The sequence below is a fragment of the Aeromonas sp. 62-46 genome (assembly GCF_001898585.1).
Lineage (GTDB): Bacteria > Pseudomonadota > Gammaproteobacteria > Enterobacterales > Aeromonadaceae > Aeromonas > Aeromonas caviae.
The window spans coordinates 65,887-88,011 of sequence record NZ_MKUI01000027.1 but is presented as its reverse complement, the minus strand read 5'-3'; the positions used below and the strand labels follow the sequence as shown (position 1 = coordinate 88,011).

The 22,125-nt window shown below is 62.8% G+C and carries 19 protein-coding genes; 9 read left to right on the top strand and 10 right to left on the bottom strand.

Going from position 1 to position 22,125, the window contains the following annotated elements; genetic code table 11:
- The first annotated feature begins 461 nt into the window (after positions 1-461).
- Positions 462-641, top strand: coding sequence for a helix-turn-helix transcriptional regulator (locus BGO64_RS20810; RefSeq protein ID WP_080944303.1), 180 nt, complete (start codon positions 462-464; stop codon positions 639-641).
- 38 nt (positions 642-679) lie between these two features.
- On the opposite strand, the gene BGO64_RS09645 is transcribed toward BGO64_RS20810, so the two are convergent.
- Positions 680-1,873 (bottom strand): tyrosine-type recombinase/integrase, encoded by a 1,194-nt coding sequence (locus BGO64_RS09645; protein ID WP_286700588.1) that lies wholly within the window; start codon positions 1,871-1,873, stop codon positions 680-682.
- Between the two features lie 188 nt (positions 1,874-2,061).
- Between BGO64_RS09645 and sbcB the strand changes: the two genes are divergently transcribed.
- Positions 2,062-3,477 carry an exodeoxyribonuclease I gene (sbcB, locus tag BGO64_RS09640; RefSeq protein WP_286700587.1) on the top strand — a complete coding sequence of 472 codons (1,416 nt, stop codon included), beginning with the start codon at positions 2,062-2,064 and terminating at the stop codon, positions 3,475-3,477.
- Positions 3,478-3,625: 148 nt separating this feature from the next.
- Positions 3,626-4,132, top strand: coding sequence for a hypothetical protein (locus tag BGO64_RS09635; protein ID WP_039038881.1), 507 nt, complete (start codon positions 3,626-3,628; stop codon positions 4,130-4,132).
- Between the two features lie 58 nt (positions 4,133-4,190).
- On the opposite strand, the gene BGO64_RS09630 is transcribed toward BGO64_RS09635, so the two are convergent.
- Entirely contained in the window at positions 4,191-5,906 is a 1,716-nt protein-coding gene (locus tag BGO64_RS09630) for a glycoside hydrolase family 36 protein (RefSeq protein ID WP_286700586.1), read from the bottom strand.
- A gap of 130 nt (positions 5,907-6,036) precedes the next feature.
- Here BGO64_RS09630 and BGO64_RS09625 point away from each other — a divergent pair, with 130 nt between their 5' ends.
- The 3 genes from BGO64_RS09625 to cdd all read left to right on the top strand — a co-directional run bounded on the left by BGO64_RS09625 (position 6,037) and on the right by cdd (position 8,187).
- Positions 6,037-6,396: a CidA/LrgA family protein gene (locus tag BGO64_RS09625; protein WP_010674461.1), complete on the top strand. Its 360-nt coding sequence runs from the start codon at positions 6,037-6,039 to the stop codon at positions 6,394-6,396.
- On the top strand, positions 6,393-7,079 hold the full coding sequence (locus BGO64_RS09620; protein WP_041212945.1) for an LrgB family protein: 687 nt from the start codon (positions 6,393-6,395) through the stop codon (positions 7,077-7,079). The genes BGO64_RS09625 and BGO64_RS09620 overlap by 4 nt, the downstream gene beginning before the upstream one ends.
- Before the next feature lie 226 nt (positions 7,080-7,305).
- The gene (gene cdd, locus BGO64_RS09615; RefSeq protein WP_010674459.1) at positions 7,306-8,187 is read left to right on the top strand and encodes a cytidine deaminase; all 882 of its coding nucleotides are present in this window, start codon (positions 7,306-7,308) and stop codon (positions 8,185-8,187) included.
- Positions 8,188-8,973: 786 nt separating this feature from the next.
- Here cdd and BGO64_RS09610 read toward each other — a convergent pair.
- From BGO64_RS09610 to BGO64_RS09600, 3 genes are all read right to left on the bottom strand, one after another.
- Positions 8,974-10,638 carry an AMP-binding protein gene (locus BGO64_RS09610; protein WP_043155860.1) on the bottom strand — a complete coding sequence of 555 codons (1,665 nt, stop codon included), beginning with the start codon at positions 10,636-10,638 and terminating at the stop codon, positions 8,974-8,976.
- A 99-nt stretch (positions 10,639-10,737) separates the two neighbouring features.
- Positions 10,738-11,016: a YfcL family protein gene (locus BGO64_RS09605; RefSeq protein ID WP_010674457.1), complete on the bottom strand. Its 279-nt coding sequence runs from the start codon at positions 11,014-11,016 to the stop codon at positions 10,738-10,740.
- Between the two features lie 107 nt (positions 11,017-11,123).
- Positions 11,124-12,239 (bottom strand): ATP-NAD kinase family protein, encoded by a 1,116-nt coding sequence (locus BGO64_RS09600; protein ID WP_042881832.1) that lies wholly within the window; start codon positions 12,237-12,239, stop codon positions 11,124-11,126.
- A gap of 117 nt (positions 12,240-12,356) precedes the next feature.
- On the opposite strand from BGO64_RS09600, the gene BGO64_RS09595 reads away from it, so the two are divergent.
- On the top strand, positions 12,357-13,079 hold the full coding sequence (locus BGO64_RS09595) for a TerC family protein (RefSeq protein ID WP_010674455.1): 723 nt from the start codon (positions 12,357-12,359) through the stop codon (positions 13,077-13,079).
- A gap of 86 nt (positions 13,080-13,165) precedes the next feature.
- Here BGO64_RS09595 and aroG read toward each other — a convergent pair whose 3' ends face one another.
- From aroG to BGO64_RS09570, 5 genes are all read right to left on the bottom strand, one after another.
- On the bottom strand, positions 13,166-14,221 hold the full coding sequence (gene aroG, locus BGO64_RS09590; RefSeq protein ID WP_219604703.1) for a 3-deoxy-7-phosphoheptulonate synthase AroG: 1,056 nt from the start codon (positions 14,219-14,221) through the stop codon (positions 13,166-13,168).
- Positions 14,222-14,419: 198 nt separating this feature from the next.
- Positions 14,420-15,700, bottom strand: coding sequence for a 3-phosphoshikimate 1-carboxyvinyltransferase (gene aroA / locus BGO64_RS09585; RefSeq protein WP_042863731.1), 1,281 nt, complete (start codon positions 15,698-15,700; stop codon positions 14,420-14,422).
- Positions 15,701-15,870: 170 nt separating this feature from the next.
- Positions 15,871-16,959, bottom strand: a complete 1,089-nt coding sequence (gene serC, locus BGO64_RS09580) for a 3-phosphoserine/phosphohydroxythreonine transaminase (RefSeq protein WP_286700585.1) — start codon at positions 16,957-16,959, stop codon at positions 15,871-15,873.
- Positions 16,960-17,183: 224 nt separating this feature from the next.
- Entirely contained in the window at positions 17,184-18,113 is a 930-nt protein-coding gene (locus BGO64_RS09575) for an electron transfer flavoprotein subunit alpha/FixB family protein (RefSeq protein WP_286700584.1), read from the bottom strand.
- Between the two features lie 103 nt (positions 18,114-18,216).
- Positions 18,217-18,966, bottom strand: a complete 750-nt coding sequence (locus BGO64_RS09570; RefSeq protein ID WP_286700583.1) for an electron transfer flavoprotein subunit beta/FixA family protein — start codon at positions 18,964-18,966, stop codon at positions 18,217-18,219.
- A gap of 126 nt (positions 18,967-19,092) precedes the next feature.
- Here BGO64_RS09570 and BGO64_RS09565 point away from each other — a divergent pair, with 126 nt between their 5' ends.
- Positions 19,093-20,736 carry an electron transfer flavoprotein-ubiquinone oxidoreductase gene (locus BGO64_RS09565; RefSeq protein ID WP_286700582.1) on the top strand — a complete coding sequence of 548 codons (1,644 nt, stop codon included), beginning with the start codon at positions 19,093-19,095 and terminating at the stop codon, positions 20,734-20,736.
- Between the two features lie 415 nt (positions 20,737-21,151).
- Complete coding sequence (gene corA / locus BGO64_RS09560; RefSeq protein WP_005301617.1) at positions 21,152-22,099, top strand: magnesium/cobalt transporter CorA; 948 nt, start codon at positions 21,152-21,154, stop codon at positions 22,097-22,099.
- Positions 22,100-22,125: the final 26 nt, after the last annotated feature.

The following is a 22,125-nucleotide window of genomic DNA, read 5'->3' as shown; positions in this document are numbered from 1 at the left end:
AGTAGAGTGTGAGAAGCAATATTTCGAGAGGCTCGAAAGTGTCTAGAGAAGCCGGGGCGATTCATTAATGATTTTCTGGCTAAGCCATCACGGATCGCCCCAGATGATACAAATTGTGTCGCTGACTCAGTGACATGAGGGAGGGCCAATTGAATAAAGCAGTAGGGGTACATGTTAGGCTGCGGTGGATTCAACTCTGAAGCAAAACCCTACCCTAAAGGCAACCAAGGAGACAGAACGAGCACTTCCGCCATTGAAATTTACATATCATGACCATGAGCTATATTGATACACGACCATTTTCATTGCTTTTATAATATACAAAAACAGTTTTAAAGTTCATTTTTACAGTATGAGCATGGCGACTTGCTTTTATATATCACAAAAGCAAGTCGCCTAAGAATAGAGCAAATTGACACATTCACCAATGATGTTTAACCTCCTAAAAAACAGGAGGCTATATGAACAAGAATGAACCAGCACTAATAAAAACCAAAGCACTATTAAAAAAACTTGGCATATCTAGATCGACTCTGTACAGGTGGATTAAAGAACACAAGTTTCCACCGCCACACAATAAAGGTTTTTATTCTGCCGCAGAGGTCAGCAGTTGGATATCAAGGGAAAATCGCTCATCTTAGATGATGAATTATACCGCTATTTTATGACTCCATTATATTTACATTTCCTGAATGGATTTCACTGCCTCCATTAATTTTTTATCCCATAACTCATATGCCTCACGTTGCTCATTGGTCCAATCATGAAGATTGTAAATAGCCATGACACCAGCCATACTGTGACCAAGCATTTTCTCGGTTACCTGTGGCATGATGCGCTCCTCCGATAAACGCGTACTCAGCGTCCGACGCATGTCGTGCATACGCCAATACGGAAGATCCAGTTTATCTCGCACCCGCTCTGCTAGCTGGATCAGGGACGCACTGCTCAATGACTGCTTTGGATTCACCGGCGAGCGACATACTGGCCCCCCCTTTAGCCGAGATTTCGCCGCCGCTTCTTGCAGCAACATCATCACCCGGGTAGGAATAGGCCGACGTATTGGTGATCCACTTTTGGCACGAGCAGCGGGAACCGTCCAAATTTGCTCCTCCAGATTAAACTCACTCCACTGCGCCCCCAATGCCTCGCCGCTGCGACAGCCCAGCAGGATCACCAGTTTGGCCGCCAATTTTAATCCGCGGCTGGCCTTACTCTGTTCGAATGCAATCCAAATCTGAGCGAGTTCACGCATGGTCAGCACGCGAGTACCTCTCTCAGGTTGAGAACCCACATCCTCCGTGCGTAATTGCAACACTGGGGAGCCGACAATGAGATTTCTCCGAATACAAAAACTAAGAATGGATTTTAACCTGCGCAATAAATGCCCTGCGTTTTTCGGCTTTTTCTTGCCAATTTTATCAAACCACTCCAGCCAGCTGGAAAACGGGACCTGTTCAACCGGAATACCAATAAACAGAGGTTCGAAATAGCGCTGCATGGTATGCTCATAAAGCATGACCGTACGGGGCCGCAGCTTGGGCAGATGGTGCTCACGAAAATGCTCGCAGCACTGTTTCAGTGTGACATCATGCTTCTGGTGGAGCTTATCCCAGAAAACTCTAGGGTGTTCATTACGCTCAAGTGCACCACGGATAGCAGGGATCAAAGCCCTGGCATCAGCGAGTTTAAGGTCGGGATAGCGTCCAATTTTGAGTCTCGCCGCTTTTCCTTGCCAGCGATAGCGATATTGCCATGAGATGGTGCCACGCTCGGTGACCCGAGCTGACAATCCATCACGATCTGACAATTCCGTCTTGCCAAAGTAGGGCTTACCATAGAGTGCCCGTAGCTTCGCATCAGTAAGTGGCATATGACTCTCCTGTGATTGGCCATCTGATTTTTCACTGACACAATAACGCGCCCAGACGTGTACACAGATACGTACCAAACTGGTCTGAAACGGACTGAATCAAGATTGGACAAAATGAGACAATCTGAGATGACACTCCGTATAACGACTTGTTTTTAAAGCATATAAACACAATTCAGAACCACGAAATGAGCCAGCAGACAAAGCCTACCTTCTATTTCCACGACTACGAGACCTTCGGCATCAGTCCGGCCAAAGACAGGCCGTCGCAGTTTGCGGGCATTCGCACCGACGCGGATTTCAACGTCATCGGCGAGCCGCTGGTGATTTACTGCAAGCCGTCGGCAGATTACCTGCCGGAGCCGGAAGCCTGCCTCATCACCGGCATCACGCCGCAAAAGGCGATGAAGGACGGGCTGTGCGAGGCGGACTTCATCCGCCAGATCCACGCAGAGTTCGCCACCCCGGGCACCTGCGTGCTCGGCTACAACAGCATCCGCTTCGATGACGAGGTGACCCGCTATACCCTCTATCGCAACTTCTATGACCCCTATGCCTACGCCTGGCAGAACGGCAACTCCCGCTGGGACATCCTCGACATGCTGCGGGCCTGCTACGCCCTGCGCCCGCAGGGGATAGAGTGGGCCTTCGATGAAGAGGGCAAGCCGAGCTTCAGGCTGGAGAAGCTGACGGTGGCCAACGGCGTGGCCCACGCCAACGCCCACGATGCGCTCTCGGATGTGCTGGCCACCATCGAGATGACCAGGCTGGTGAAAAATGCCCAGCCCAAGCTCTTCGAGTACCTCTTTGATCTTCGCAACAAGAACAAGGTGAAGGCCCTCATCGACGTGGTGACCATGAAACCCCTGGTGCACGTCTCCGGCATGTTCTCCCCCTGGCAGGGGTGTGCGAGCTGGGTGTCGCCGCTCGCCTGGCACCCCACCAACCAGAACGCGGTGATCATGGTGGATCTGACCCGTGACCCGACTCCGCTCATCGAGCTCTCCTGCGAGGAGATCCGCGAGCGCCTCTACACCAAAAAAGAGGAGCTGGGGGATCTGGCCGGCATTCCGGTCAAACTGGTGCACATCAACAAGTGCCCGGTACTGGCCCCGGCCGCCACCCTGACACCGGAGCGGGCGGACGAGCTGGGCATCAATCGGGCTCAGTGCCGCAAGAGCCTGGATCTGCTGCGGGCCCACCCCGAGGTGCGGGAAAAACTGGTGGAGGTGTTCAACCAGGAGTTTGCCGGCAGCACCGACGGCGACCCCGACACCCAGCTCTACGCCGGCTTCTTCGGCCACGGCGACAAGTCCACCATGGATCTGGTGCGCGCCACCCCGGCGGATCTGCTGGGGGAGCGGGAGTTTGCCTTCACGGATCCCCGTCTGCCCGAGATGCTGTTCCGTTACCGCGCCCGCAACTGGCCCCACACCTTGAGCGAAGCGGAGCAGAAGCGCTGGCGCCTGCACTGCAGCGACTACTTCAGCCGCCGCCTGCCGGATTATGTGCCGCGCCTGGAAGCACTGGCGGAACAGAACCAGGGGAACGAACGGAACTTTGCGATTCTAAAGAGTCTCTATCACTACCTTGAAAATCTGTGAGATGTGAGCCGTTTCACAGTTAAAAACCGATGCGTTTCCCCGGCTCGCGACATAATGGGCAGGGAGCCCAAGCTCCTGATAGTGTGAATATTTAGATGCGCTGACGGCATGGATGCCGTGCTTTCGACTGTTGGGGAACTCTCGTTTTATGCGTTCAGCTCTGCCTGCTTTGACACTCGTCGCCTGTGCCCTGCTGCCCCAGGCTGCCCTCGCTGGCGCCCGGTTCGAGGTGCCAGACTACCTCTTGCGCCTGCCGGAGCAGACCTACCGGCTCATCGAGCGCAATTTCAGCACTCTCTACCAGCAGACCGACTTCACCCCGCAAATCACCAACAGCTATTTCAACCACTCGGATCTCTACCGCTTCGCCGGCATTCCCCTGGCCATCACGCCGCAAAACGGCTTCCAGATGGAGGTGTTCGGCCAGCTCTACAACAAGTCGTCCCAGATCTATGCCCAGATGAGCCAGGATCTCTCCCTCTATCGCACCCTGCGGGTGGACATGATGGGGGATCAGAGCGACGAGATCGCCATCGGCATGGGGCTCGGCATCCCCCTGACAACCCGCCTCACCGTCAAGGCGCTCGCCTCCAGCAACGAGATCCCGGGCTATGGCTCCGCCAATTACGCCATCGGGATGGAGTGGCACTTCTAGAGACCATTTCGCCACGTAAAAAAGGCTCCCGAGGGAGCCTTTTTGCAGTGCAACGCCATCAGGGGTAGCGGATCACCGCCCCCTGCCCCCCTTGCAGCACCAGGGTGCTCCCCAGGGGCGTCTCGTCCCAGAAGTCCGTGTCCCCCGGCGCCAACGGGAACTCGCAGGCGTGCTCCCCCCAGTTGAACAGGCAGAGCAGCTCGCCGCCCCCGGGCAGCGCCACCCGCCCGCGCTCGAATGCCATCCCCTCGAAGCGGGCCGCCGGGGTGCGCGCGGCGCACAGGGCCAGCAGCTTGCCAAGGCGCGCCCCTTGCGCCTCGTCCAGATCCTGCAATCTGTCCCCCGCCAGTACCATGCCACCGCTCGCCACCAGGGCGGCCAGGTGGAAGTCGTACTCGACGCGGCTCCCGTGCTGGCCCGGAATATCCCGCAGGCAGACGCAGTCGGGGTCCAGCACCCAGAGCCGCTCGTGCTGCCAGGCGCGGCAGAAGGCTTCTCGCGCTATCTGGCGAAAACGGGGGCCCTGGCGCTCCACGTCATCGCTCACCCGCATGCCATGTACCAGGCCGAGGCTCGGCCACAGCGGCGCATTGCAGCCGAGCAGGAAGGCCCCCTCCCCGGCGCCGCGCAGGATGGCGGCCATTCCGCGCCGATAGGCCTCCACCCGGGTGGCGGCGGGGTCGTGGAAGCGCCCACCGTGGATGGCCCCCCAGAAGTTGGCATCGAGCTTGAAGTAGTGAATGCCCCACTGGGTACGCAGGGTGCGAAATACCTGATCCAGGTGCGTCTGCACCTCGGGGTGGGTGCCATCCAGCACGTACCAGGGGGTGCAGCGCCAGCCCCCGTAGGTGACCCGCTCCGAGGGGAGCGGCAGGCCATCCTCCCCTTTCACGAACCAGTCAGGGTGATCCTGGAACACTTGCGAGCCGGGCTCGGCGATAAAGGGGGCGACCCAGAGCGCAGGCTCGCAACCGGCGGCGCGGATCTCCCCTGCCAGGGCCGCCACCCCCTCCTCGAACTTGGCGGAAGGGGTGAGCCAGTCCCCCATCCTGGCCTGATAGCCATCGTCTATCTGCACGTAGCGCAGGGCCGGAAAACGCTCGGCCCGCACCGCCAGGTTCTCGCGAATGTCCGCCGCGCTCACGTTCGCGTAGTAGTGATACCAGGAGCACCAGCCGCTCGGGCGCGTGGGCACCTCCCCCACCAGGGAGCCGTGCTCGGCGGCGATATGCTGCGCCAGCGTCGCGAGCAGGGCCTCCCTGTCCGGCCCCTCCAGGCAGATCAGCGCCTCGCTCTCCCAGTGTGCACCCGGCGCCAGGGTGCGCCCTTCGGTGTTCATCACGATCTCGAGGCGCCCGTCGGGAAGGAGACGAAACTCCCCGCCAAAGCGCTGGCAGCTCGCAAAGGCCAGCAGCAGCCAGCCCCCCTCCTGCGCCACCAGCAGCAGGTTGTGCACCGTGTGGTAGCCATGGTCGGCGGTGATGCGATAGACAGACGCATCGGGGCAGCGGCCCAGGTGCTCGGGGGCATTCCAGCGTCCCCCGGTCTGGGCCAGCATCTGGAACCCCTCTCCGTAGATGGCCGCGTCGGGCGCAAGTCCGAGATCCCCCTCAAACAGCCGCCAGTGGTGGACGGCCTCGGACTGCCTCCCGGTGTTGTCGAGCCTCACCCGGCAAAGCGGCCCCTCCCATTGGCGGGTTTGCAGCAGGGTGTCAGGAAGGGCGGGATCGGCGGGCAGTTGGCGCAACCGGGCCAGGAGAGAGGGGGTCGACATGGGAACTCCTTCTTGTGAATGGGGATGAAGCCGGGGCCATTGTATCCCCTGCGGGCCAGTTGACCCTGTTCCCTCCCCCCCGTGCCTGTTAAACTGCGACCTTGCTCACACTTGCCAAGATGAGGCCCCCGTGCTGCTGCAACGCACCCTGCGCTACCTTCGTGATTTTCTGGTCATCATCGCCTGTCTGCTGGCAGGCAAGGCCGTGGCGGCCATCCTGCCCTTCGCCTTCCCCGGCAGCATCATCGGCATGCTGCTGCTGTTCGTGCTGCTCTCCTTGCAGATCGTCCGCTTCTCCTGGGTCGAGCTGGGGGGCGGCCTGCTGCTGCGCCACATGGGGGTGCTGTTCGTGCCGGTGGCGGTGGGCCTGGTGGCCTGGCTCGAGCCCCTGCGCCAATCCTTCGGTCTCATCATGCTCTGCGTCGTGCTCGGCATCGTGCTCATCCTGGGCGCGGTCGGCCACCTCTATCAAAGGATGAACAAGCCATGATCCTCTGGTTCGCCCTGCCCCTCACCCTGGCCCTCTATTTCATGACCCGGGCCCTCTACCGCCGCCTGCCCTGGCCCGTCATCAATCCGGTGCTGATCCCCACCGCCGTCATCATCGGCCTGCTGCTCTGGCTCGATCTGCCTCTGGATCAGTACCAGCAGGGGGCCTCGCCCCTGACCGCCCTGCTGGAACCCGCCGTGGTGGCCCTGGCCCTGCCGCTTTACCAGCAGGCGCGCCAGATCCGCGACAAGCTCACACCCATCCTGGCCTGTACCCTCACCGCGGTGCTCATCTCGGTCTGTACCACCCTGGGGGTCGGCCACCTGATGGGGGCGGATCCGGCGCTGCTCGCCTCCATCGCCACCAAGTCCATCACCACGCCGCTCGCCATGAGCGTCAGCCAGTCCCTCGGCGGCATTCCCGCCATCGCCGCCGCCGTGGTGGTGGTGGTGGGGATCCTGGGGGCCCTGGCGGGCTACCCCCTGCTCAAGCTGATGCGGGTCACCGACCCCGAGGCCCAGGGACTCGCCATGGGAGCCTGCGCCCACGCCATCGGCACCGCCGCCTCCGCCGAGCAGGGGGTGACCCAGGGCGCCTTCTCGTCGCTGGCCATGGTGGTGTGCGGTGTGCTGACCGCGGCCATCGCCCCCCTGCTGTTCGCCCTCTACCACTGGCTGACCTGATCCCCGTTGCCATGGCCGCCCCTGCGGCCATGGCCTCTGTGCCCTTTCACCGTTTCCATCCGATACCCTCGCCTCCCTGATGCCGGGAGCTGGCGCACAGATTGCGAAAGACAAACGTTTCCTTTACCATCCCCGCCCCTTTGCCCATCAAGGCGTGAGCGCGCTCACACAATTCGCCGCGCTTGCTCCCTACAATGGCCCCCCAATTGGCCTTTGAGGACACAGTATGCATCCCCGCTTTGCCAAGCCATTCGAGACCCTTTCCGCCCCGCTCCAGGCCGCCCTGCTGCCCATGCTGGGGGACGATTTCCAGGCCCGTTTCACCCCGGACCAGGTCGCGACCCTGAAGGCCGCCACCGGGCTGGATGACAGGGCCCTGCGTCTGGCCTTGCTGCCGCTGGCGGCCGCCTGCTCGGTGGCCCCCATCTCCAGGTTCTTCGTCGGCGCCATCGCCTGCGGCCTGAGCGGCACTTGGTACTTTGGCGCCAACATGGAGTTCGCGGGCCAGGGGCTGTTCCACTCGGTCCACGCCGAGCAGTCCGCCATCTCCAACGCCTGGCTGGGTGGCGAGACCGGGATCTCCGAGATCACCGTGAACTACACCCCTTGCGGCCACTGCCGCCAGTTCATGAACGAGCTGAGCACCGCCAAGACCCTGAAGGTCTCCCTGCCGGACGATCTCAGCGAGCTGCAATCCTTCCTGCCCCACTCCTTCGGCCCCGCCGATCTCGAGATCACCGATGCCCTTATGAGCCCCCAGGCCCATGACGAGCTGGTGCTCGAGAGCGACGACCCCCTGTGGCAGGCTGCGCTCGCCGCCGCCCGCCAGAGCTATGCCCCCTACAGCCAGGGCTATGCCGCGGTGGCGCTGCAGTTCGAGGACGGGCGCATCTTCTGCGGCCGCTATGCCGAGAACGCCGCCTTCAACCCGAGCCTGCCCCCCATGCAGATGGCCTGCGCCCACGCGGTGCTGGGTGGCGAGGATCTCGCCACCGTGCGCCGCGCCGTGCTGCTGGAGAGCAAGGATGGCCAGATCAGCCAGCGGGATTCGGCCCAGTCCACCCTGAAGGCCCTGGGCTCGGTCGAGCTTGAGTACAAAGCCGTCTGACCCCGGCATCCGCCAACGGGAAGGGGAGCTGCGGCTCCCCTTCTTGCTCTCTGCGGCTCTCATCCTGCCCCTCACCCCCTTTCTCTGCGCCTCTGGCGCCGTGCATCAGATGCCCCCCTGCCCCATGTGAGGGCGGTCTCCCTCCGATGACCTTATTGGCAGACCTCCTCTGCGGTGGCGGGAAGCCCAGGTTAAGGGGTCAATGCCTCCCCTCGCCCCTTGCGGCCCCCGTGTGTGACCCCAAGATGCATTTGCCCAGCCACTGGGATCACCCCTCTCCATGGATTTTGCAAATACCTTTCCCTGCCGTTCCCCCGACGCGGGGCGGTATGGCGGCGGGAAACGTCGGGGAAGGGGTCAATGCCCCGCCCCCGCCCCTTGCGGCCCCCGTGTGTGACCCCAAGATGCATTTGCCCAGCCACTGGGATCCCGCCTTTCCATGGATTTTGCAAATACCTTTCCCTGCCTGTTCCCTCGACGCGGGGCGGTATGGCGGCGGCGGGAAGCATCGGAGAAGGGGTCAATGTCCCGCCCCCGCCCCTGGCGGCCCCCGTGTGTGACCCCAAGATGCATTTGCCAAGCCACTGGGATCACCCCTCTCCATGGATTTTGCATATACCTTTCCCTGCCTGTTCCCCCGACGACGGGCCATATGGCGGCGGCGGGAAACGTCGGGGGGGTCAATGCCCCAGCCCCCTGTCGGCTGCTTCCCCCCGAAATACAGCGGGGGAGCCACTGGCTCCCCCGCTGTCATTGATGTGGCCCATATGGCGGCACCGACCCCTGTCAGGACTCCCACAGGATGCGCTGACTGCCGGACCAGCGCTCGCCGATGTCCGCGTATTTTTGTTCCAGCAGGTGGCGGCGGATCTTCATGGTGGGGGTCAGCACCCCGTTCTCGATGTTCCAGGGGCTCTTGACCACCAGGATGCCCCGCAGGCGAGCATGGGATTCCAGCTTGTCGTTGACCCGATTGAGGGCAGCCTCCAGCTGGGCTTCCACCCCGGCCTTGTCCCCCTTCATGGCGCTCTCGGCGAGCTGCACCAGGGCGACCGGCTGCGGCATGCCGTAGCCGATGACGCAGAGCTGCTCGATGATGGGCTCCTGCCCGAGCATCCCCTCGATGGGCACCGGGGCCACGTACTTGCCCTTGGCGGTCTTGAAGACATCCTTCATGCGGCCGGTGATGGTGAGGTAACCCTCCCGGTCCAGCTTGCCCATGTCACCGGTGTGCAGCCAGCCCTCGGCGTCGATGGCCTCTGCACTGTGCTCGGGATCCTTGTAGTAGCCCACCATCATGCCGTCGCAGCGACAGAGGATCTCCCCCTCGTCGGAGATCTTGATGGTCACCCCGGGCCCGGCCTTGCCGACGGTGCCTATCTTGTCCGCCCGGAACGGGTAGTTGAGGGTGGAGTAGGCGTGGTTCTCGGTCATGCCCCAGGCCTCGGTGATATGGATGCCGATGCTGTGATACCACTCCAGCAGCGCCGGGGCCACCGGCGCCGAGCCGCAGCCCAGCACCCGCGCCTGATCCAGCCCCAGCCCCTTTTGCAGCTTGCTCTTGATGAGGCTGGAGACGAGGGGGATCTTGAGCAGCAGCGCCAGCTTTTTCTGGGGCAGCTTCTCGTGGATCTTGATGCGGAACATGGCCCAGAGCCGCGGCACCGAGATGAAGACGGTGGGACGGCAGCGCTTGACGTCCTCGATGAAGGTGTCGAGGGATTCGGGGAAGGCGATGGTGGCACCGCTGAACAGGCTGCCGCCGTAGATGTAGACCCGCTCGGTGATGTGGGCAAGGGGCAGGTAGGAGAAGCCGCGATCCTCGGCGGTGAGGGAGACCGCCTCCACCAGCTTCTCGCAGGACCAGGCGTAGCGCTCCACGCTCAGCATGGCCCCCTTGGGCTTGCCGGTGCTGCCGGAGGTGTAGACCAGGCTCAGCAGGGCATCCGGCGCCTGCACCGGGCTGTCCGGGATGGGGTCGTATTGCGCCAGCAGATCGTCCCACTGGTGGGCGGCCGGCATGGTGTCGTAAGGCAGGGCGATACGCAGCAGATCCCCGGGCACCCCCGCCTCCTGGCTCTTCCAGTCGTCCAGCTTGCCGACGAAGATCGCCCTGGTTTCACTGTGACGCAGCACGTACTCGATGGTGTCGACGTTGGCGGTGGGGTAGATGGGCACGCTCACGTATCCCCCCATCTGCATCGCCAGATCGGCGATGAACCACTGGGCGCAGTTCTTGGAGAGCAGGGCCACCTTGTCACCGGGCACCAGGCCCAGGGCGCGCAGTGCCGTCACCATGCGCCGCGCCTCGTCGGCAACCTCACCCCAGGTGAAGTCGACGTATTCGCGGTGGATGGTCTGACGCAGATAGATTCGGTCGGGACACTGCCGCTCCCAGTGATAGAGCATCTCGAGCGGCAGTCTGGTGGCAATGCGTGAGGTGGAGGCCATGGTTTAATCCCTGAAACAAAAGGCGAGCCTCATTATTAACCTTTTGATAACACTCAGGGAAGCAGATTACTTAAACTTGTGTTTGAACTGCGAATGGGATCAAGCTTCCGCCTGGGCCTGCAGACGCTTCCACATCTCCTGCACCAGCACCTCGTCCTGCTCGGAGAGCTCACCCTGCAAGATGGCCTCGTTCAGGCTGCGCAGCACATAGCTCTTGACGTCCCGCACCAGGGTCTTGCCCTCCAGCTCGGCGCGCGCCACCGCAAGGGAGATGTGCCCTCGCAGATAGCCACCCGCAAACAGCTCGTCTTCGCTGGCCGTGGCGACCATGGCGTCGATCAGTCCCAACAACTTGTGTTCAAAATCGTGAATCGTCATTTAACGCAGCCTCATTTCCGGGGTTGCCGGCAAAAAATTCGGGGAGTGGAACCGCGATCCGGTTGATCGCGGCTCTCTGGCGCCAGGCCAGCCGCATCCTTGATGTCCTATTCCGGGTTGGCCACCGGGTAGATGACCTGATCCTTGTATCCCGTGGTTATGCGCAGATAACCACTCAACGACCGGTTCAGTGCCGGATCGTCGGTGTCCACCAGCAGCGGACGGCCTTCTAGCGCCGCCAGCTTGGCTTTGGTGGCGAGCACCTGGATATGCTCGCGCCCGACGGCCCGGATCACGTCTGGACTCAATTGCTGATTTCCGCGCCCGAACAGATGTCCCTGACCGCCGATCAGGGTGATGATCAGACGGCAGCGACGGCCGCGGATCCGGGTCAGGATCTCGGCGGCGGACAGATCCTGCCCGATAAGCCGGCCATTTTCCACCAGATCCACACCGAGCAAGGTATTTTCCAGACCCAGCTCCCCCATGCAGGCGGCCACCGTGCTCCCCGACCCCATCAGGTAGAGGGTATCGGGCTCCATCTGCTCCACCACACCGGCGGCAAGATCGGCGAGCACCAGCTCCTCGGACTCCCGCCCCCCCTGCTTGACCGCCTGCACGTAGCGCAGATCCCCGGGCACCAGCAACTGGCCGTAATGGCGGGCGCGCACCTTGCCGGCGCGAAACGCCTCCTCGTCGATGTCCATCACCTCCGCATCCACCAGGCTCAGAAGCTCCCCTGCGATCATTCTGGCCGCCACCCGGCCGCTCGCCGCCGGCGTCACCCCGTAGACCCCTGAGTGGATCTTGCACCCCGCCGGGATGCCGAGCACATGGCAGGACTCCCCCACCGCCGCGCAGATGTCACGGGCGGTGCCATCGCCACCGGCGAAGAGCAGCAGATCCACCCCGGCATCGCGCAGGGCCAGGGCGGCAGCCCGGGTGTCCTCGGCGCTCGTCTGCGCCCCGGCAGGCCGATGGACGATGCGATGGGGCAACCCCAGCTCGGCGGCGAGGTCGGCCCCCATCTCTTCGGCCACCGTCAGCAGCTCGAATGACGTGGTCAGCTCGCACAGGGGCAACAGGGCCTGGCGAGCCCGCTCCCGGGCCTTGGGGACGGCCCCGCGCGCCAGCGCCTCTGCGACCATGCCGTCACTGCCCTTGAGACCGACGGCCCCGCCGATGCCGGCGACGGGGTTGATGATGAGCCCTAATCGAAACATGTTTCCCTCCTGTTGGATCGCCGCCATTTTTATCTTTTCCCGCCACTGGGACAAGCCATGACCCCCTGCTAAAATGCGCGGCTTCTACCTCAATCACTGTTCAACCAAGGTTCAATCATGCTGGAATGGATTGCGGACCCCTCCGCCTGGGTCGCGCTCGCCACCCTGACCCTGCTCGAGATCGTGCTCGGCATCGACAACATCATTTTCATCTCCATCCTGGTGGGTCGCCTGCCGGAAGCCCAGCGCCAGAAAGCGCGCATCCTGGGGCTGGGGCTCGCCATGGGCACCCGCATCCTGCTGCTGCTCTCCCTGGCCTGGGTGATGCGCCTCACCGAGCCCCTCTTCACCGTGCTGGGGGAAGCCATCTCGGGACGGGATCTCATCTTGCTGGTGGGGGGTCTGTTCCTCATCGCCAAGAGCACCCACGAGATCCACCAGAGCCTGGAAGGGGCTGCCGAAGAGGCGGGTGTGGTGAGCAAGACCGCGGGCTTCCTGTCCACTCTGGTGCAGATCGCCATCCTCGACATCATCTTCAGCCTGGACTCCGTCATCACCGCCGTGGGCATGGCGGATCATGTCCCTGTCATGGTGCTGGCCATCATCATCGCCGTCGGCGTCATGATGTTTGCCGCCAAGGCCATCGGCGACTTCGTCGATACCCACCCCACCATCAAGATGCTGGCCCTCTCCTTCCTTATCCTGGTCGGGGTGGCGCTGATGGCCGAAGGGCTGGATCTGCACATTCCCAAGGGTTACATCTACTTCGCCATGGCCTTCTCGCTGGTGGTGGAGATGATCAACATCCGCCTGCGCGGCCACCAGGAGCGGGCCAAGTAAACCGCGACCTGCCGAGAGATGGCCAAACAAAAAGCGCGACCCAGGGTCGCGCTTTTTTATTGCCTCGCCAACGGGGCGCCTTGGGCTCAGAGGACGTTGCGAGCGGCCACGGCGTCCGCCAGGTTGCGCAGCAGCACCTCGGTATCGGCCCAGCCGATGCAGGCGTCGGTGATGCTCTGGCCGAAGGTGAGCTCGCACCCGTCCACCAGATCCTGACGCCCTTCCACCAGGTGACTCTCCACCATGACGCCGAACACCGCCTTGCTGCCGGCACGCAGCTGACCGGCCACGTCCTCGGCCACCAGCATCTGGTTCTTGAACTGCTTGCTGCTGTTGGCGTGGCTGAAGTCGATCATCACTTTCTGGGGCAGACCGGCCTTGTCCAGACCACTCACCACCTCATCCACGTGACGGGCGCTGTAGTTGGGCTCGCGGCCACCGCGCAGGATGATGTGACAGTCCGGGTTGCCGGCGGTCGAGACGATGGCGGAGTGGCCGTACTTGGTCACCGACAGGAAGTGGTGCGGGGCGCTGGCGGCGCCGATGGCGTCGATGGCCACCTTGATGGTGCCGTCGGTGCCGTTCTTGAAGCCCACCGGGCAGGAGAGACCGGAGGCCAGCTCGCGGTGTACCTGGGATTCGGTGGTACGGGCGCCGATGGCACCCCAGCTCATCAGATCCGCCACGTATTGCGGGGTGATCATGTCGAGGAACTCGGAGGCAGTCGGCAGCCCCATGTCGTTGAGATCCAGCAAGAGCTTGCGACCCAGGCGCAGGCCGTCATTGATCTGGCAGCTGTTGTCGAGGTAGGGATCGTTGATCAGCCCCTTCCAGCCCACTGTGGTACGGGGTTTTTCGAAGTAGACCCGCATCACGATCTCCAGCTGATCTTTCAGCTCGTCGCGCAGCACCTTGAGGCGCTTGCCGTATTCCAGGGCGGCGACCGGATCGTGGATGGAGCAGGGGCCGATCACCACCAGCAGGCGATCATCGTCGCCGGCCAGGATGTTGTGGATGGCCTGACGGGATTCAAACACGGTGGCCGAGGCGGTGTCGGTCGCCGGAAACTTCTCAAGCACCGCAACCGGGGGCAATAACTCTTTGATTTCACTGATACGAACGTCGTCGGTTTGATGCTGCATGACCAAGTTTCCTGCTAGATGACTGCGATAAAGAGATCTCAATCTAGCCCTGTGCCGGGTCGGTGTAAATAGAAAATTACATTCTTCGGCAAGGAATTTTATTATCGCACCTTGCAAGTTTGCATAATGCTGCTAGGAGGCATGAAAAAAGCGGGGGGGCAGAGATGAAAAGGCCCGCACGAAGCGGGCCGAAAGGGCTCAGGCCTGACTGACGCTGGCCAGCTTGTCGAAGTAGTCCGGGAAGGTCTTGGAGGTGCAACCCGGATCATTGATGGTGACCGGCGTATCGGAGAGTGCCACCAGGGAGAAGCACATGGCGATGCGGTGATCGTTGTAGGTGTCGATGGCCGCGTGGGTCAGCTGTGCGGGCGGAATCACGGTGATGAAGTCGTGCCCCTCCTCCACTTCCACGCCCAGCTTGCGCAGCTCGGTCGCCATGGCGTGCAGGCGGTCGGTCTCCTTCACCCGCCAGTTGTAGATGTTGCGGATGGTGGTGGTGCCCTCGGCAAACAGCGCCGTGGTGGCGATGGTCATGGCCGCATCCGGGATGTGGTTCATGTCCATGTCGATGCCCTTGAGCGGCCCCTGCTCGGCCTCGATGAAGTCATCGCCCCAGGTGATGCGGGCCCCCATCTTCTCCAGTACGTCGGCGAAGTGGATGTCCCCCTGGATGCTGTGCTTGCCGATGCCGGTAACCCGCACCTTGCCCTTGATGGCGCCCGCCGCGAGGAAGTAGGAGGCGCTGGAGGCATCCCCTTCCACCAGGAAGTCCCCCGGGCTGACATAGGTCTGGTTGCCCTTGATGTAGAACACCTTGTAGTCGTCGTGCTCGATGACCACCCCGAACTGCTTCATGATGTGCAGGGTGATGTCGATGTAGGGCTTGGAGACCAGCTCCCCCTTGATGTGGATGCGGGTGTCGCCAGCCGCCATGGGGGCCGCCATCAAAAACGCCGTCAGGAACTGGCTGGAGACGGAGCCGTCGATGTGGACATCGCCACCCCAGAGCCCCTTGGCATCCACCACCAGGGGCGGATAGCCATCTTTCTTCAGGTACTGGATGTGGGCACCCGCTTCGCGCAGGGCATCCACCAGGTGACCGATGGGGCGCTCTTCCATGCGCGGCTCGCCGCCCAGGGTGTACTCGCCGGAGCCCAGGCACAGGGCGGCGCACAGGGGGCGCATGGCAGTACCGGCATTGCCGAGGAACAGGTTGACCGGTGCCGAGACCGCGAAGCTGCGACCCAGACCGTGCACGGTGCACTCGGTCTTGTCGGCGGAGAGCTTGTACTTGACGCCAAGCTGGGTCAGCGCCGCCAGCATGTGGCGGATGTCATCGCTGTCGAGCAGGTTGGTCAGCCGGGTGGTGCCCCGGGCCAGGGCCGCCAGCAGCAGGGCCCGGTTAGAGACACTCTTGGAGCCGGGCAGATTGACCACCCCGGCCACGCTAGAAATGGGTTCCAAACGCAACGAATTCATAGACTTCCTGTTCGATCTCAATTAAATCACCTGACCGGACGTTAACAGCCCGCGTCCCCCGCGGCAAGTTCGACAGTGGCACAACCGCGGGAGAGGGCGGCCTGGGTCAGGATGGGTCTGAAAAACAGACGCCGGGGAGTCCCCGGCGTCTGGCAATGGGGAGACACGCCTCAACCGTGGCGTTTGGCAAAGTCATCCATAAAGCTGACCAGGGCCTTGACCCCTTCCAGGGGCATGGCGTTGTAGAGGCTGGCGCGCATGCCACCGACGATGCGGTGTCCCTTGAGGGCCAGCAGACCGGCCGCTTCCGACTCCGCCAGGAACAGCTTGTCCAGGGCCTCGTTTTTCAGCTGGAAGGGCACGTTCATGCGGGAGCGGCAGGTCACATCCACCTTGTTGCCATAGAAGCTCGACTGATCGAGGTAGCCGTAGAGGAAGTCGGCCTTCTCCTTGTTGCGTGCTTCCATCGCCGCCAGGCCACCCTGCTCCTTGAGCCACTCGAACACCAGACCGGCCAGGTACCAGGCGTAGGTGGGGGGCGTGTTGAACATGGAGTCGTTCTTGGCGGTGAGCTGGTAGTCGAAGACAGAGGGCACATCGGCGCGGGCCTGGTTCAGCAGGTCATCGCGCACGATGGCGATGGCCAGACCAGAGGGGCCTATGTTCTTCTGGGCACCGGCGTAGAGGATGCCGAAGCGGCTCACGTCGAGGGGACGGGAGAGGATGGTGGAGGAGAGATCCGCCACCAGGGGCACATCGCCGGTGGCCGGGATGTCGAACATCTCGATGCCATCGATGGTTTCGTTCGGGCAGTAGTGCACATAGGCAGCATCGGCGCGAAACGCCGGCGTCGGCAGCAGGTGGGAGACCCCCTGCTCGTTCTTGGCCACCCCCTGGAAGGTCTGGATGTCACCGTATTTCTGGGCTTCATCCACGGCGCTCTGGGCCCAGACGCCGGTCACCAGGTAATCCGCCTTCTTGTTGGCGCCACCCAGCAAGTTCATGGGCACGGCGGAGAACTGGCCGCGGCCACCGCCGTGCATGAAGAGCACCTTGTAGTTGTCCGGCACCGCCAGCAGGTCGCGCAGGTCCGCTTCGGCCTTCTCGGCGACCGCCATATAGGGCTTGCCGCGATGGGAAAGCTCCATGACCGAGGCTCCCAGCCCCTGGAAATTACAAAATTCGCGCTGGGCGCGCTCCATGACTTCAACCGGCAACATGGCGGGGCCGGCGCAGAAGTTGTAAATCTGTTTGCTCATGACGCTTTCCGTGAATGGATGTGTGTGATCGGTGACTCGAACGTTTTTACACGACAGCCCCCCGTGGGGGCAAAGGCTTTTTGGGATCCAGCGCAACCTTTTGCCCCGGCGCCACCGGGCACCCATCAGACAAAAGCCCTGAACGGGCCAGGGCTTGCAGAGAATATGCATGGAAACGGGGGCGAGACAGCACGGACGGCCTTGTTCGCCCCTTTGTGGCAAATTTACAGCTTGGCGGTGAGCTCCGGCAGCAGGGTGAAGAGATCCCCCACCAGACCGTAGTCCGCCACCTGGAAGATGGGGGCCTCGGCGTCCTTGTTGATGGCGACGATCACCTTGGACTCCTTCATCCCCGCCAGATGCTGGATGGCGCCCGAGATGCCCACCGCGATGTAGAGCTCGGGGGCCACCACCTTGCCTGTCTGCCCCACCTGCAGGTCGTTGGAGACATAACCCGCATCCACGGCGGCTCGCGATGCCCCGACGGCAGCCCCCAGCTTGTCCGCCAGGGCGTCGATGAGGGCAAAGTGCTCTTTCGAGCCGAGCGCCCGCCCGCCGGAGACCACCACCCGGGCCGCCCCGAGCTCGGGTCTGGCGGAGCGCACCGCACGCCGCTCGATGAGCCGGGTACGGCAGCGCACCTCGGTCACCGGCAGCGATTCCATCACGGCACGCTCCTCCCCGGATCCGGCCTTGGCGAACGCGGTGGGCCGCACGGTGAGCACCTTGACGGGGGCGCTGCTTGCCACCCGGGCGATGGCGTTGCCCGCATAGATGGGACGCAGGAAAGTGTCGGGCCCCTCGATGCCGGTCACCTCGGCGATCATCTCCACCCCGAGCCTGGCCGCCACCCGCGGCAGCAGATCCTTGCCCTGGTTGCTGGCCGCCATCAGGCAGTGCTGGTAGTCCCTGGCCACCTCGGCGAGCAGTCTGTCTACCCCGTCGTTGAGCCCCTCCGCCAGCATGGGATGTTCCGCCAGCAGCACCCGGTTTACCCCCGTGAGGGCGGCGGCCTGCTCCCCCGCCTCCGTCAGCCCCTGCCCCAGCAGCAAGAGATGCACCTCGCCCCCCAGGCGCCCCGCCGCCGTGACCAGCTGGGCCAGGTTGTCGGCGATCCGCCCCTGATGATGTTCCGCAATCACAAGTACGCTCATGGCAGCACCTTCATGTCATCCATTGATCCCTTGCTCCCCTGGGCCGCTGCCCCATGCATGGCGCTCACGCCTGCGGGAGGCATCCCTCTCATGCCCCTGCCCATCAGAGCACCCGGGCTTCGTGCTTGAGCTTGTCTAGCAGCTCGTCCACCGAGCCCACCCTGATGCCGGCGCTGCGCACCGGCGGCGCCATTACCCCGAGCTGCCGTGTCTGGTCGGCCGGCACCACCCCGAGGGCGGCGAACGGCTGGCTCTCCAGCGGCTTGCGCTTGGCCTTCATGATGTTGGGGAGGGAGGCGAAGCGCGGCTCGTTGAGGCGCAAGTCCACGGTCACCACGGCGGGCAGCGCCATGCCGAGGGTCTCGAGGCCACCGTCTATCTCGCGGGTCACCTGCAATTCCCCCTCCACCAGCCTGATGGCGGAAGCGAAGGTGGCAAGCGCCCAGTCATTGAGGGCGGCGAGCATCTGCCCCACCTGGTTGTTGTCGGAATCGATGGACTGTTTGCCGAGCAGCACCAAGTCGGGCTGCTCCTGCCCGCACACCGTTTGCAGGGCCCGGGCCACGGTGAGCGGAGTCAGGGTCTCGTCGGTAACATAGTGCAGCGCCCGATCCGCCCCCAGCGCCAGGGCATGGCGCAACTGCTCGGCCGCCGCCTCGGGGCCGAAGGTCACCACCACCAGCTCGGATGCCACGCCGGCTTCCCGCAGCCTGACCCCCTCCTCCACCGCGATTTCACAAAACGGGTTGATGCCCATCTTCACATTGGCGAGCTCCACATCGGAGCCATCCCCCTTGACCCGGATCCTGACGTTGTAATCAACGACCCGTTTGACTGCGACCAGCAGCTTCATGGCGGTCATCCCTCATACCTGTTGTGTGGGTCCACCTTGTCGTCACTCACTTTTCTGCTGACAAAGTGGTTTACGTTTACGTAAACTACCAGCACTACCCTAGGCCAAGTCGAGCGCAGAGGCAAGATGGAACGCGAAGCAATGGAATTTGATGTCGTCATCGTCGGTGGCGGCCCGGCAGGCCTGAGCGCCGCCATCGCATTGAAGCAGCAGGCCCCGGCCCTCTCGGTCTGCCTGCTGGAGAAGGGTGCCGAGATCGGCGCCCACCTGATCTCCGGCGCCCTGCTCGATCCCGTCGCCCTCAGGGAGCTGCTGCCAGAGAGCTGGCAGGAGGCCCCCCTCGGCGTGCCGGTGACGGATGATCAGGTCCATCTGCTGCAAAGCGACAGCCGCTCCCTGCAACTGCCCCACTGGGCGGTACCACCCCGCATGCACAACGACGGCAGCCACATCATCAGCCTCGGCACCCTCTGCCGCTGGCTCGGCAAGCAGGCCGAGGCCATCGGTGTCGAGATCTACCCGGGCTTTGCGGCAAGCACCCTCATCGTGGAGGAGGGCCGGGTACGCGGTGTGGTGACCGGCGATCTTGGTCTCGACAAGGAGGGCAACCCCAAGCCGGATCACGTGCCCGGCATGGCCCTGTATGGCCGCTATACCCTGTTTGCCGAAGGGGCGCGCGGCCACCTCGGCAAACAGCTGATCGCCCGATTCCATCTGGAAAATACCGCCCAGCCGCAGCATTACGCCATCGGCTTCAAGGAGGTGTGGCAGGTGCCTGCGGGACAATCCCATCCTGGGCGGGTGCTCCATGGCAGCGGCTGGCCCCTTGGCGAGGGAAAGGGCAACAAGAGTCAGGGGGGCTTCTATCTCTATCATCTGGCCCAGGATCAGGTGGCAGTCGGCCTTATCGTCGATCTCAACTACCAGAATCCCTGGCTCAGCCCCTTTGACGAATTCCAGCGTCTCAAGCACCACCCCCTCATCGCGGCAACGTTGCAGGGGGGCGAGCGCATCAGCTACGGCGCACGGGCCATCACCAAGGGGGGCTGGCACTCATTGCCGCGCATGCACTTTCCCGGCGGCCTGCTCATCGGCTGTGACGCGGGCACCCTGGACTTCTCCCGCATCAAGGGGATCCACACCGCCATGAAGTCCGGCATGGTGGCGGCCGCGACGGTCGCCATGGCACTGCGAGGAGGGGATGAAGGGGGACGGGATCTGGCCGAGTTTCAGGACGCGCTGCAGCAAAGCTGGCTGACCCGGGAACTGAAGAGGGCCCGCAACGTTGGGGCCGCCCTGCACCGCTTCGGCCCCTGGCTCGGCGGCGCCTTCAACTGGCTGGAGCAGCGACTCTTTGCCTTGACCTCTCCTTTTACTCTGCTGGACAAGGAGCCGGATTACCGCCAGCTGCGCCTGGCCAGCCGTTGCCAGCCCATCGACTACCCCAAACCCGACGGCAAGCTCAGCTTCGACAAGCTCTCCTCCGTCTATCTGGCCAGCACCAGCCACGACGAGGATCAACCCTGTCACCTGACCCTTCAGGACGCGCACATTCCGGTCGAGGTCAACCTGCCCACCTGGGCCGAACCCGCCCAGCGCTACTGCCCGGCGGGGGTGTTCGAGATCCTTGATGGGGATACCCGGCCCAGGCTGCAGATCAACGCCGCCAACTGCATTCACTGCAAAACCTGCGACATCAAGGATCCTAGCCAGAATATCGTCTGGACGCCGCCCCAGGGCGGCTCGGGCCCCAACTATCCCAATCTGTAACAGGCTTGCCCACGCACACCAGAGCAGATAACAAGGAGACGCAGCCCCGGAACACCGCACGGAGACCGTTTTCTGCGCTTGGCCGGGGGCTGTCGCAGGGCGACCAGCAACCCGTCATTCCCGCCGGTGAGCCCGGGCCCTCCTCCACTCCAGCGCGAACAAAGGAGGCGACGCCGGGATCGCCCGCATCGGGGTCGCCACGGCTGATCCGACCTCGCTGTTTTTTTGAGCAAACAGGCTGAACCCCTGATGAATAGGCCCTGACAAGCGGGTCCCGCCCCTGTATAGTTCGCCGCATTCAGGTTGTCCATCGGCCTCGTTATGCTATTTCATGGGATCGCTTTCCGTGCGATCTAAGGCCGCATGAACCTGTGCAACCATCCCTGATTACCCATGACTTCTTAAGGGGGGACAGATGATCACCGCCTACATTCTCAACAACAAGGTGCTGGACATAGTCACGCTCGGGCCGGATGACATCGTTCCCGACAACACCGTCTGGCTGGATGCCTACAAGCCGGACACTGCGGAGCGAGAATGGTTGACGGGCCTGTTCCTGGAGGAGGTGCCGGACAAGGAGGAGCTCGATGACATCGAGGCATCCGCCCGCTTCTACTGGGACACCGACGGTCTGCACATCCACTCCCTGTTTCCCCAGCGCATCGGTCGCGACACCAAGGGTGTGCACGTCTCCTTTACCCTGCGCAACAACCTGCTGATCAGCATTCGCGAGGATGACATCGGCCTGGTGCGTCTGCTGCGCCACTACATGCGCCAGGACAGGCTGGAGGTCGAAGACGCCCTCGACATCCTGCTGGAGGTGCAGAACCTCAAGGTGGAGTATCTCTCGGATCTCATCGAGGATGGGTACAAGACCCTGGAGAACACCGCCGATCAGATCTTCGAGCCGGACCAGATCAACCCCATGCTCAAGGAGCTGATGGCCCAGGAAGAGGCCAACGGCCAGATCCGTCTCTCCCTGCACGATACCCGCCGCGCCCTGCGCTTCCTCAAACGCAGTCTGCGCCAGCGCATGACGGGGGAGCAGAACAAGTGGATCGACGAGATGCTGCACGACGTGGAATCCCTGCTGCCCCATACCCAGTTCCTGTTCGACAAGATCAACTTCCAGCTGGAGGCCTCCATGGGGGTGACCAATCTGGAGCAGAACAAGGTGATCAAGATCTTCTCGGTAGCCGCGGTCATCTTCCTGCCGCCGACGCTTATCGCCAGCATCTACGGCATGAACTTCGGCCGCATGCCGGAGCTCGCCTGGGAATACGGCTACCCCCTCTCCCTGGTGCTGATGGTGATGTCATCGCTGGGCACCGGTCTCTTCTTCAAGCGAAAAGGCTGGCTGTGACGCCGGAACCCGGCAACTAAAGACTG